This is a genomic window from Bradyrhizobium sp. GCM10028915, from assembly GCF_042666195.1.
In the GTDB taxonomy this organism is placed as follows: Bacteria; Pseudomonadota; Alphaproteobacteria; order Rhizobiales; family Xanthobacteraceae; genus Bradyrhizobium; species Bradyrhizobium canariense_D.
The window spans coordinates 45,760-57,949 of the sequence record NZ_JBHTFN010000002.1 but is presented as its reverse complement, the minus strand read 5'-3'; the positions used below and the strand labels follow the sequence as shown (position 1 = coordinate 57,949).

The following is a 12,190-nucleotide window of genomic DNA, read 5'->3' as shown; positions in this document are numbered from 1 at the left end:
TGCTAACCCAGCTCCTTCGACCAGTTGATGGCGTTGACGTAAATGCCAAGCGGATTCTTGCGCAGGCGATCGAGATCGCGAGGCATCTCCACGACGATCGTGAGGATCGCGCTCCACCGCTCGGTTGCGGCAAGCTGACCGTTGTCGTAGCGGCGTTCGACCCAAGCGAGGCGAAAGCTCTCGGGGGATGCCCGAATGACGCTCGAGACCTCGATCGCAATTTGCGTCTTGCCGAGCTTGGCGAAGGGATCGTTGTTGCGGGCGTAGTCATTCAGTGCGGCCGCGCCGCGATCGGTTGTAAAGTCGTAGGCACGGAGCCAGTTTTCGCGAAGGACGATGGCGTCCATCGGCAGGCCGCGCACATGCTCGATGAAGCGCGCCAGGTGAAAAGCTACTTGCGGATCGGTCGGTTGATAGCTGGCGTTTGCGGGAGCAACGGCCTTCGCTTCGCCCAATTGATCGACCTCGACCACCCAGGGCGTGACCGTCCCGTGCGCCGATTGCCAGACCAGAGCGCCGGCAAAGCCGGCGGATAAGAAGAGGCAGCCAAAGGCCATCAGGCGCCAGTTCCTGGCCTGCACGCGCGCAGATCCGATGCGATCATCCCAGACCTGGGCTGCGCGTTGATAGGGAGTGACGGCTTCTGGCGTGCGGCCATAGTGAACAGCCGATCGTTTGAACATTGCTTGACCTCAAGAGATGGCGGGACTTCGAAAGAAAGGAGGCGTCAGTGATCCTCTTGCGAAAGGTCGACAGATCCGCCGCCGCCTCCGCGATCACCTGAGCGGATCGCGTGCGTTGCCGCTGATGCGCCATGACTAATCGTCTGCGCCCGCTTCATCCGCCGCACCCATGCGGGCGCACTGTCGGAAGCTCTCGAGGCGTCGCCTTCCCCCTTACCGGCATCGCTGGCCCCTCCACCAAGACCAGCTGCGACCGAGCGCAAGGGACTTGCAGCACCGGACGCGCTCGCCTCGGAGCCGGACTGACTCCCCGCCCGAAACACGCTCATGGTTCCACTTGCGATCGCACTTCCACCGCGTGCGGCACCTGCAATCGCGCCGCCGGCGAGACCGGCAGCGCCGGCCGCAAGGCCAGCGCCAGCCGCGACGACTCCACCGACGGCAAGTCCCGTCCCGACGGCGCTGCCTGCGCCGAGTTGCGGACCTCCGGAGACGATGCCGTTGGCAATGCCGGGTCCGAAAATGCCGAGCCCCAACAAGGAGAGAGCGCCGAGCACCAGCGCCATCGCGTTCTCGATGGTCGGCTGATTGCCGCCGAAACCTGCCGTGAACTGCGAGAATAAAGTCGATCCGATGCCGACGATGACAGCGAGGACCAAAACCTTGATGCCGGAGGAGATGACGTTGCCCAGCACCCGTTCGGCCGCAAAGGCGGTCTTGCCGAACAGACCGAAGGGGATCAGGACGAAACCTGCAAGCGTCGTCAGCTTGAACTCGATCAGCGTGACGAAGAGCTGGACAGCGAGAATAAAGAAGGCGAGCAGCACCACGATCCAGGCGAACAGCAGGATCGCGATCTGGACGAAATTTTCGAAGAAGCTGACATACCCCATCAGGCCCGAGATGGAGTCCAGGATCGGACGGCCGGCATCGAGCCCCACTTGCGCGATCCGACCTGGCCGCAAGAAATCTGCCGATGACAGGCTCGTGCCCGAGGCTTTGAGGCCAAGACCTGCAAAGCTCTCGAAGACGATGCGGGCAAGGCTGTTCCAATTACCGATCAGGTAAGCAAAGACACCGACAAACAAGGTTTTCTTGACCAGCCGGGCAAGAATCTCCTCATCACTTCCGAGGGACCAGAACAGGCCGGCAAGCGTGAGGTCGATTGCAACTAACGTCGTGGCAAGATATCCGACTTCGCCCCCGACCAGGCCGAATCCGGAATCGATATAGCGGGTGAAGGTTTCCAGGAACTGGTCGATGATGGAGGTGCCGCCCATTGCTCACTCGCTTTGGCTTGGAACGGAGGGTGAGAGCGACGGCAGGCGGCTTTCGTCCTTACGCGGCCCCGGGGAGGAAAATGGCGCCGTGCCCGCATTGCTTTCCGTACCGTTTACCGATCCGCTTTTCCCCAGGAACTGGCTGCGCCGTTCCGCCCAGATCCTCTCGCATTCGAGCAGAGCTTTTTTCTGCTCGTAGGTGACGGTGCGGCATTGCTCGAGCTTTGCCGCCGTCGGATCGGGCTTCGCAGCGGGCGAGGCGGAAGATTGGGTCGCGCTATCGTCGCCGCGCAGGCGAATGGGGCAGGCGGCGACGACCAGGACTGTGAGGCTAACTGCCACCGCGATCGGCAGCCGTTCAAATCTGTTCTTCATCATCAGTGGAACATCTGCACGGTTGTCGGTTGATAGCCCTGACCCTGGGTCAGAAAGCGCCGCAGCTGCTCCCTCCCCTGATCCTGGGCACTTGCTCTTTGTGCGGCTTCGAGCGTTTGTGCGCGCCCCTGCGCGGCCACGGTCGCGGTGAGATCAGCAAGCTGCTGGGCTTGCAGCGCAAGGAGCTGGTTGCCGGCCTGACTTGCCTGCAGAGCACCAGACGCGCCCTGGCTCGCCGTGACCAGGGCCGACATCTGGGTGCGGTTGGTATCGAGATTGCCGACGACGGTTGCCTGCACCCGCATGGCGTCCTGCAGGCCGGCAACCGCATTCTGCCAGCGCGTCTGGGCGTTGGCGACGAGGATGCCATTGGACATGCTCGCGGATGCCGGCGCATAAATTGTCGAGAACGCGCGATCGATCTGCTGGACATCGTAGGCAATGCGCTGCGCTTGACTGAGCAGCTGCTGCGTGCGCTGGATCGATTGCTCGAGCTGCTGCAACGACGAATACGGCAGGCTCGCCAGGTTCTTCGCCTGATTGATCAACATCTGCGCTTGGTTTTGCAGCGAGGTGATCTGGTTGTTGATCTGCTGCAGCTCGCGCGCGGCCGTCAGCACATTCTGCACGTAGTTGTTGGGATCGAACACGATCCACTGTGCCTTTCCCTCCCGGGGCGCTTGGGTCAGGCTAATTGCGATGACACTTGCTGCCAGCAGCGGACGGAGACGTTTCATGACAAGCCTCCTTCCTGGGCAAGCTGCGGAATGAGATTGCAGGCCCAGCCGAGGTCGCGCGCCTTGAGCCAGCCGGTGACGAAATCGTCTCGTCCGTGCTCGGCTAGCACCCGCTCGATGAGGGCCTGATCGGACTTGGACGACGCGGCCGCAAAGGCGAGCGCGATCTCGCCAAGGCCAAGGTCAAACAGTCGGTTGCCCCGGCGCGACTGGCAGTAGTAGTCGCGCTTGGGGGTCGCGCGGGCGAGGATCTCGATCTGCCGGCCATTCAGTCCAAAGCGCCGGTAGATCGCCATGATTTGCGGCTCGATCGCGCGATCATTGGGAAGCAGGATCCGGGTCGGACAGCTCTCGATAATGGCGGGCGCAATTGCGGAGCCATCGATATCGGCCAGCGACTGGGTCGCAAACACGACGGAAGCGTTCTTCTTGCGCAGCGTCTTCAGCCATTCGCGGAGCTTGCCGGCAAAATCGGCATCGTCCAGCGCAAGCCAGCCCTCATCGATGATGAGAAGGGTCGGACGACCGTCGAAGCGATCCTCAATCCGGTGGAACAAATAGGAGAGAACCGCCGGCGCGACACCGGTCCCGATCAACCCGTCAGTCTCAAACACCTGGACGGAGGTCTCGCCCAGCCGCTCACCTTCGGCATCCAGCAGCCGCGCAAATGGACCGCCGAGGCAATAGGGTTGCAGCGCGCGCTTCAAGGCATTGGATTGCAGAAGAACGGACAAGCCCGTCAGCGTCCGCTCCCGAACTGGCGCCGAGGCGAGCGAGGTCAAGGCCGACCAGATATGATCCTTGGTCTCGGGCGTGACCTCGATGCGCTCGCGCGCAAGGATCGATGCAATCCAATCGGCTGCCCAACCGCGCTCCCCGACATCGTCGATGCGCGCAAGCGGCTGGAGCGCCACGAATTCTGCCGAGTCTCCACCAACCGCGCCGCCGAGATCATGCCAGTCGCCGCCCATGGCGATCGCCGCCGCACGGATCGACCCACCGAAATCAAATGCAAAGATCTGTGCTTGCGGATATCGCCGGAACTGCAGCGCCATCAGCGCGAGCAGCACCGACTTCCCGGCGCCGGTCGGCCCAACAATCAGAGTGTGTCCGACATCGCCGACATGGAGCGAGAAGCGAAAAGGGGTCGATCCTTCCGTCTTGCCGAAGAACAGTGGAGGCGCCTTGAAATGATGGTCCCTCACCTCTCCCGCCCAGACCGCCGAGAGCGGGATCATGTGGGCGAGATTCAGCGTCGACACCGGCGGCTGGCGCACGTTTGCATAGACCTGTCCCGGCAGGCTGCCGAGCCAGGCCTCAACGGCATTCACTGTCTCGGCCATTGAGGTAAAGTCCCGGCCCTGGATCACCTTTTCAACGAGGCGTAGCTTTTCGTCGGCCGCGCTAGGATCCCTGTCCCAAACCGTGACCGTTGCCGTCACAAAGGCCTCTCCAATCTGATCCGAGCCGAGCTCCTGGAGCGCGCTATCTGCATCCAAAGCCTTGTTGTGGGCATCGGTGTCCAGAAGCGTGGACGCCTCGTTCGTCATCACCTCCTTCAGGATCGCGGCAATCGACTTGCGCTTGGCAAACCATTGCCGCCTGATCCTGGTCAGGAGTTTTAGAGCATCGATCTTGTCGAGCATGATCGCCCGCGTGGACCAGCGGTACGGGAATGCGAGGCGGTTGAGATCATCGAGGATCCCGGGCGTCGTCGCGCTCGGAAACCCCACAACCGTCAGGACACGCACATGCGCGTCACCCAGCATCGGCTCAAGCCCGCCTGTCAGCGGCTGATCGGCAAGCAGCGCATCGAGATACATCGGGATTTCCGGCACCCGAACACGATGCCGCTTGGTCGACACCGTCGAGTGCAGGTAGGTGAGCGTTGCCTCGTCATCTAGCCAGCCGCATTCCGGCATAAAGCCCTCAACGAGCTGGAGCACGCGGTTGGTCCGGTCGACGAAGCCACTCAGCACCTCGCGCGCATCCGCTCCCGCGCTGCCATGGCCGCCCTCGTACAGGAGACGCTCGGCCACAGCTGCACTCTCTGCAGGCGGCAGATAAAGGAAGGTGAGATAGTAGCTCGATTCATAATGGCTGCCGGCCTCCTCGAATTGCGCTTTCCGCTCCGCATCCACCAAGGCGGATGCGACATCCGGGAATGTGTCGGGCGGATAGCGCCCTGCCGAATGCCGTTGCGCCTCGACGAAAACCGCCCAGCCCGATCCGAGACGCCGGAGCGCATTGTTCAGCCGGCTTGCGACCGCAACAAGCTCAGCCGGCACGGAACTGTCGAGGTCCGGCCCCCTGAACCGCGCCGTCCGCTGAAGCGAGCCGTCCTTGTTCAATACAATTCCCTCGTCGACCAGAGCAGCCCAGGGCAGGAAATCAGCAAGGCGCGTGTTTGAATGACGGTATTCGGCAAGATTCATCATGGGACTTCTCTCAAGCGCTGAGGTGACCGGGAACACGAACGTGCCGGCGCACGACTTCGACGAATTCCGGATCGCGTTTTGCGGCCCAGACCGCGGCCATGTGGCCGATGAACGCCAGCAGAAGTCCGGCCAGCCACAAGCGCAGACCGAGGCCGAGTGCTGCAGCCAACGTGCCGTTGAGAATGGCAACCGATCGCGGTGCCCCGCCCATCAGGATCGGCTCGGTCAGGGCACGGTGGACAGGGGCGACAAAGCCCGGGACTGGCTCATCCATCAGATCACCACCCCGCCGCCGAACGAGAAGAACGACAGGAAGAAGCTCGAGGCGGCAAATGCGATCGACAGACCAAACACGATCTGGATCAGCCGCCGGAAGCCGCCCGAGGTGTCGCCGAATGCGAGCGAGAGACCTGTCACGATGATGATGATGACCGCGATGATCTTGGCGACGGGTCCTTCGACCGATTGCAGGATCTGGTTGAGCGGCTGCTCCCAGGGCATGTTCGAGCCGGCGGCCCAGGCCGGCTCGCTGGCCAGGTACAGACAAGCGAATGCCGCAACTGATCTGAAACCTCGCCCGAGAGATGATCCTACGTTCATGATTGATCTCCGATTTTCGAAAGGGTGTAGTCGCCTGATGGTCCAAGCCCGGTGACAGAAGCGAGTTCGCTCAAATGCCGTTCGGCACCACGGCCAGAGAGCACGGCGATGACGTTGATGGTCTCGGCGATCAGCGCGCGCGGGACCGTGACGACGGCCTCCTGGATGAGCTGCTCGAGCCGGCGGAGCGCGCCAAGCGCGGTGCCAGCGTGAATCGTGCCGACACCACCGGGATGTCCAGTCCCCCAGGCTTTGAGCAGATCGAGCGCCTCGGCTCCGCGCACCTCGCCAATCGGGATACGATCAGGGCGCAGGCGAAGCGACGAACGCACAAGTTCGGACAGCGAGACGACGCCATCCTTGGTGCGCAGCGCCACGAGGTTCGGCGCCGTGCACTGAAGCTCCCGCGTATCTTCGATGAGAACGACGCGATCCGAACCTTTGGCCACCTCCGCCAGAAGCGCGTTCGTCAGCGTCGTCTTGCCCGTCGATGTGCCGCCCGCGACCAGGATGTTCTTGCGTGTAGCGACCGCATCGCGGAGCGCGTTCGCCTGCTCCAAGCTCAGGATGCCGGCAGCGACATAGTCGTCCAGCCCAAACACGGCGACCGCAGGTTTGCGGATCGCGAAGGCCGGCGCGGCGACGACCGGCGGCAACAAGCCTTCGAAACGTTCTCCCGTTTCCGGCAGCTCAGCCGAGATTCGGGGCGAGCTGGCATGAACCTCAGCGCCCACATAGTGGGCGACCAGCCGGACAATTCGCTCGCCGTCGGCAGCTGATAGACTCTCGCCGGTATCGGTAAGGCCGCTCGACAGCCGATCGATCCACAGCCGGCCATCGGGGTTCAGCATCACCTCAACGACGGACGGATCTTCCAGAAAGCCTGCGATGGCCGAGCCCAGCGCTGTGCGGAGCATGCGCGCTCCGCGCAACTCGGCTTCCGAATGAAATGAATGGATCGCCACGACTACCCCCCAGTTGGGTGAGCCAGCTAGCGTCTAGCCGCCTCACATGAGGACAACTAGAAAAAGCAGAACCTGCGCGACAGCAACAATGGGACCGGGTCAGTCGTAGTCTGGCGTAGAAGAAGAAAGATTAGGGACGATCGCTTCTGACGCGCCGAACATCACGACCCCGGACATCAGCCCGGCGACATGCGGGCTTCACCACTCCGCATGATCATCCGCCTCCAGGATGGCGAGCTCGGCTGGTAGAATAACGACCTCAACCGAGTTCCAGCCTCCTGCCGGCTGACGTGTGGCCGAAGCGCCAGCCTTCCGTTTCCGGCGCTCCAGCCACGGGACGGCGGCGAACCAGACCAGCGCCGCCACCTGCAGCAAAACGTTCACACCGAACGCGGTCTGATAGGCCGTTAAAGGATAATGCCCCGTCTCTAGAGGCCATTGCTCCAGAATCAGTCCCATCCCGTATTGCACGAGGAAAGCCCAGCCAAACTGCAGGACATTCAGACCGCCATTGGCGCGCGCAACCAGCTCGGCCGGGAAATAATCCGCTATGATGGCGTAGGTCAGAGCAGTGGCTGATCCGGCCATCGACAGCACGCACCACGGCAGGAGTGATGGCCAGGGCGGATGCAGGATCAGCACAAGCTCCGCCACAATCAACATCGCCGCGACCAAGCCAAACAGAGCCTCGGTCTTCTTAGCCCGGCGGCGCACCCAGTTGGCAAGGACGCCCAAGACGAGAGCGCCGAGACTCAGAGCGACCGCCATCACGAACAATTCGTTGACGAGACTCGTTCGATCCAGCCGCTCCACATCGCAAAGCCAGGGCGCCGCCCATAAGGATTGCAGTGCCCAAGCGGACCCGATGCAGGTCGCCGATAAGGGCGCCATTCTCCAGAACCGCGCATCCGAGTAGACGGTTTTTAGAGTGGCGGGCGTCCTGCTACCCTGTGGCCCAGTGGTTCGTTCGGGAACCACGAGATAGATCAAAATGGCAGCAAGCGCGCTCGCGGCGGCCAGCACGCCGAATAGACCCCGCCACCCGATCCAGTCCAGGAGCGCTTCCGCAGGAGCCGTTGCGGTGACCGCGCCCAATGAGCCCAGCATAATCATATAGCCATTGATCAGCGCCAAACGTTCTCTTGGAAACCAGAGGACAATGATTTTCAGCCCGGACATCAGGGCTGCTGCACTCCCAAGTCCGACAATCGCGCGAGCAAAAAGAAGCGACAGGAATCCCGTCGATAGCCCAAAGAGCGCGGCCCCCCCTGCAGCAACAGCCAAGAGCACGCTCTGGACCCGGCGCGGCCCAAAGCGATCAAGTAACATGCCGATCGGAATCTGGGCCGCCATAACGACAAGAAAATAGATTGACGTGAGCAGCCCGATATCGGCAGGGCCAAGCCCGAGATCAGAGGCGAGGCGGCCAGCAATGAGTGTATTGATCGTCCGGAACAGGTACGAAAGGTAGTACCCGGCCGCGAAGGGAAGAAACACGCACGCGATGAGCCGCCACACAGGGATTGGCTCAACTCGTGCCACCGGCAATATTTGCGACCCAAGCTCCTTCCGCACGCTTCTGGCGGCCGGCCTAACAAAAGGAGTTGGGCAGGTTTCGAAAGTTTGGACTGCTGCCGCCCTCCTCGGCGGCAGCGCTCGGCTCGGAGTTTCCATCCGCCGCGACTGCTGACAGACCCTCCTTTCTCGGCTGTTCTTCTGCCGCGCGTTGTGACGCGCCAGCATGAGCTTCACTGACAGGTCGACTGCGCCTGCCCAGCCGATCGATCGTCTCCTGGATCAATGGCTGACCGAGCCGTACCCGCCGTTCGACCTGCTCCGCCAACACCTTAAAACGCTGCTGTCCGAGCAGGCACGCCTCCCGCTGCCCGGATGGCAGCATGGGCGGCGTCACGGTGAGGTGATAGCGCGCATGCAGGGCTACGATCTCGGCGATGATCGCGATCTCGTGCTCGAGCCTGGCCATCTGGCCACTTATCCGGTCCAGAGCCTGATGAACGCGCCCCTCGATGGGCGGTGAAGGATTCAGGAATCTTTCAAGCGCCGTCTCGACGACCATGCTCTTGCCGAGCCCCGGGCGTTCGGTCGCAACTTCAAGCCGCTGAAACATGCTCTCGGAGAGCTGAACGGTAACCTTCTTGGTTCGCGCTCCTTCGTTCGGGCTCGGCTGCGCATCGCTGTCGGCTTGATTCACAATCGAGTTAGGCTGGCCTCCAAGCTCTCCATCGACTTGCACTGCTTGTTCGCTCCCAATTAGCGGCCGCGACCTGCCCGCGCACCGCGGCACGCGCGGCGTCGATTTCGGAATCGAAACGGCTGTCGCGCCCAGCGATGATGGAGTTGACACAAGGGCCAATCCGAACGTCACTTCAACCGCACCGACTTCTGCGTCGTAGTGTGGCGTAGCCAAAGAAAGACAAGGCGGTCTCAAGAAGAGCTGGATTTGTAAAGCCTGTATCATTCGCGCGCAGCTAACGGGCTGTTGCAGCGGGCCCGGGCGCCTTGAGTGACGCGCCCATCGCTTGTTGCTTCATGGCGTGCTGCCGACCTGCAGTATGCTTATCTGATTCAGCGCCGCACCCATTGCCAGGAACTGCCAGGGCGCATTGGGGCGCGCGTACTGATTACTCATGCTTGTCAGAGGCGTGCATGTCGATGCTCACCTCTTTCAGGACGGTGGATCCGCTTGCAAGCCGCCGTCCGATCGACTCAACAAAGCGATCGTACGTTCCGCGCCCTTGGCGCTCTCGGAGGGCGCTCGCATTTGCTGCGATTTCAACGACTTATCCCGATGACGCTGATCGAAAGGTTCCTTTCAATCACCAAAGGGGTTTTCAGCCGCCCTTGCGCAAACCGTGGCATCAGCCGTTGCACGGTCGCCTATTCAGGTTTAGTGGGTCGATCAATCTTGGCGCGCAGCTTGTCAGGATCGCCCGTAGAATGGTGTGGAATCTGCAATGCCTTCCCGAACATTAAGCGAGAGTATCGTCAAGACGAGTTTAAAGGACTTGGATTGGCACAGACTTGAGCAACATCTTTCTACACTTGTATTGGATCAAGCTTGCGCGGCTCAGCTTCTCGGTCTACTTCGCCGCAACGGCAACCTCTTTCAGAAGCGGCCGGCCCCGATCCGGAGCCGAGCTCGCGATGCGTTCCTAGCAAACGTCGAAGCGCACTTCTTAGAACATCTCGGGCAAGATTGGGCGCGCGAGGTCAATGAACTGATGGGACTTAGCCATCAGATAGAAGCGGGCTATGCAGAGATACTGAGGAGCCTTTCTGCGACAGACGCCGCCAAAATGGCTCCGGAGGTTCAGGCCGCGTCTGGGCTATCCTGGTCAGCTCATGCATTCGATGACATGATGAAGGAGTTTCACGCCGACCTGCTGCGCCGAAGACGCATAAAGTTGAGCCATTTCCGCGTGCGGCGTCGGGATGGTACATCATTCAATCCGGACGGCGCGCTCGGCAATTTGGTCAACATGGCCACGATGACCCTGCTGTTGCTTGGCTACCAGCAGTCATGGTTCGACGTGGACGGGTTCCTTTTTTTGCCGACGTTGCCGGAGCCCACGAATGTCGACAATGACCGGACCGCGGCCACTCTTGCGCTGGCGGCTTCTTGGCGTCTTTGGGAACGCTTGGAGCAACGTTGTCGATATTTTGGCCGCGGATTTCGTGTTATCGGCGAGCCCATGCCGAGATGGGTGCCGAAGGACGCCAAGCGAGCGATCGCGTATGAGCTCATTACGCCCGAAGAAGGACTCGATTACTACGCTAATGTACGTCTTACCGATCAGCTAGCGCGGACCTATCACGGGTTGCTGCAGAATACCAACTTGAAGACTTGGGCTTCAGGGATAGACGGTCCTCTTGAACTTCCGCCGAAAGGATACGTGTCGCCGGAGGAAGGCCATTCCTGTATTTCGCTCAGCGAAGTGCTTGGTTACTTTGTCCTCGACGACCAGGAGCGTCCGTGCGGGCTGAGGCTCGTCGAATGGATACGCGGATATTCTACGTTGCAAAGTCTAGCCGGCGAGCGCTACCGCACTCTCGGTTTGAAGGGACTATGCCACATCATCCCCCGCAGCGAGTTGCGCGCTCTTTTGGAGCGGGTCGGCCTGAAGAATGGCGCCGCAGACCTTTTTATCAACCAAGCATCAATGCGCAAAACCAGCCGCGATCTTTTTGACCAACCGCTCGTGAGAATGCGAGACGGTTCCCTCATGCTCTTTGGCCCAGCGATCATATATTCTGAGCCTGGCCGCGTAACGCTTTCTGCTGTCGGAAAACAAGGCGAGCAGCTAGGGCGCAAAGGCAAGGCCTTCGAAAGGGAAATGTTGCGCTTTATCGCTGGTCAAGGATTGGCCGCGAAGGCCTTCAGGCTGAAGATCGCCGGAGAAGAGTTCGAGTACGACCTTGTCGTGCCTTGGAGCGAATATCTTTTCGTCTTCGAATGCAAAAATCGAACATTGTCGGCCCATAATCCAGCGGCAGCTTACTATTTCGCCTTGGAGATGAACTCTGCCGTAAATCAGGTCACCCGTTTGGCTACTGCATTGCACGACCATGCTGACGCGGTTCGCGACGTATCTGGGATTGACGCAAAGAATATGATTATCGTTCCTTGCATTTTGAGTTCGTTGCCGTACGCAGCGGCTGACGCGCGGAATAACGTTCACATGACGGACGTGTCTCTTCTTAAGCGCTTCTTCTCCAACTCGCGTGAACCAGCGACAACCAAACGCAGAAGCTCTGCTACATCACTCTGGCTTGGGGATAAGCCCACGCCAGCCGACTTCCTTTCTTACCTGCAAGCGCCATCCCCACTACAGGCCTTAATCGCACGGACGCGCCACGCGCCGTTCTATTTCGATCTTGGCGAAGAGACCGCAGTCGCGGTGACGGACATAATGGACAAAGACACTCCTGTGATGAGCTTGGGAAGGCTCTTCTCAGCCGAATACGGATTCATCGAACGAGGCACCTCGCGTTCCGACTTAAACAAGAGGAGACTTGTGGAGCGACAAGCCGTTCGGGAGGCCGACAGAAAATGGCGGAAAGTTCAGACTCGCATCAAGTGAAACACTCGCA

11 protein-coding genes are annotated in these 12,190 nt (G+C 60.8%); 1 reads left to right on the top strand and 10 read right to left on the bottom strand.

Annotation, left to right across the window (positions count from 1 at the left end; all coding sequences use genetic code 11):
• Positions 1 to 2: 2 nt before the first annotated feature.
• The 10 genes from trbF to ACFQX9_RS01535 form a co-directional block, all read right to left on the bottom strand.
• Positions 3 to 683: a conjugal transfer protein TrbF gene (gene trbF, locus ACFQX9_RS01580; protein WP_377786256.1), complete on the bottom strand. Its 681-nt coding sequence runs from the start codon at positions 681 to 683 to the stop codon at positions 3 to 5.
• Between the two features lie 44 nt (positions 684 to 727).
• The gene (gene trbL, locus ACFQX9_RS01575) at positions 728 to 1,963 is read right to left on the bottom strand and encodes a P-type conjugative transfer protein TrbL (protein WP_377786254.1); all 1,236 of its coding nucleotides are present in this window, start codon (positions 1,961 to 1,963) and stop codon (positions 728 to 730) included.
• A 3-nt stretch (positions 1,964 to 1,966) separates the two neighbouring features.
• Positions 1,967 to 2,341, bottom strand: coding sequence for a putative entry exclusion protein TrbK-alt (trbK-alt, locus tag ACFQX9_RS01570; protein WP_377786252.1), 375 nt, complete (start codon positions 2,339 to 2,341; stop codon positions 1,967 to 1,969).
• On the bottom strand, positions 2,341 to 3,075 hold the full coding sequence (gene trbJ, locus ACFQX9_RS01565) for a P-type conjugative transfer protein TrbJ (protein ID WP_377786250.1): 735 nt from the start codon (positions 3,073 to 3,075) through the stop codon (positions 2,341 to 2,343). Before trbJ ends, trbK-alt begins: the two co-directional genes overlap by 1 nt.
• The gene (gene trbE / locus ACFQX9_RS01560; protein ID WP_377786248.1) at positions 3,072 to 5,513 is read right to left on the bottom strand and encodes a conjugal transfer protein TrbE; all 2,442 of its coding nucleotides are present in this window, start codon (positions 5,511 to 5,513) and stop codon (positions 3,072 to 3,074) included. The genes trbJ and trbE overlap by 4 nt, the downstream gene beginning before the upstream one ends.
• A 10-nt stretch (positions 5,514 to 5,523) precedes the next feature.
• Entirely contained in the window at positions 5,524 to 5,787 is a 264-nt protein-coding gene (locus ACFQX9_RS01555) for a VirB3 family type IV secretion system protein (RefSeq protein ID WP_007600323.1), read from the bottom strand.
• Positions 5,787 to 6,113, bottom strand: coding sequence for a TrbC/VirB2 family protein (locus ACFQX9_RS01550; protein WP_377786245.1), 327 nt, complete (start codon positions 6,111 to 6,113; stop codon positions 5,787 to 5,789). The genes ACFQX9_RS01555 and ACFQX9_RS01550 overlap by 1 nt, the downstream gene beginning before the upstream one ends.
• Complete coding sequence (gene trbB, locus ACFQX9_RS01545) at positions 6,110 to 7,030, bottom strand: P-type conjugative transfer ATPase TrbB (RefSeq protein ID WP_377786243.1); 921 nt, start codon at positions 7,028 to 7,030, stop codon at positions 6,110 to 6,112. Before trbB ends, ACFQX9_RS01550 begins: the two co-directional genes overlap by 4 nt.
• 246 nt (positions 7,031 to 7,276) lie before the next feature.
• Positions 7,277 to 8,596, bottom strand: a complete 1,320-nt coding sequence (locus ACFQX9_RS01540) for a nitrate/nitrite transporter (protein WP_377786240.1) — start codon at positions 8,594 to 8,596, stop codon at positions 7,277 to 7,279.
• Between the two features lie 73 nt (positions 8,597 to 8,669).
• Positions 8,670 to 9,332: a hypothetical protein gene (locus ACFQX9_RS01535; RefSeq protein ID WP_377786238.1), complete on the bottom strand. Its 663-nt coding sequence runs from the start codon at positions 9,330 to 9,332 to the stop codon at positions 8,670 to 8,672.
• A 721-nt stretch (positions 9,333 to 10,053) separates the two neighbouring features.
• Between ACFQX9_RS01535 and ACFQX9_RS01530 the strand changes: the two genes are divergently transcribed.
• On the top strand, positions 10,054 to 12,180 hold the full coding sequence (locus tag ACFQX9_RS01530; RefSeq protein ID WP_377786236.1) for an NERD domain-containing protein: 2,127 nt from the start codon (positions 10,054 to 10,056) through the stop codon (positions 12,178 to 12,180).
• Positions 12,181 to 12,190 lie beyond the last annotated feature (10 nt).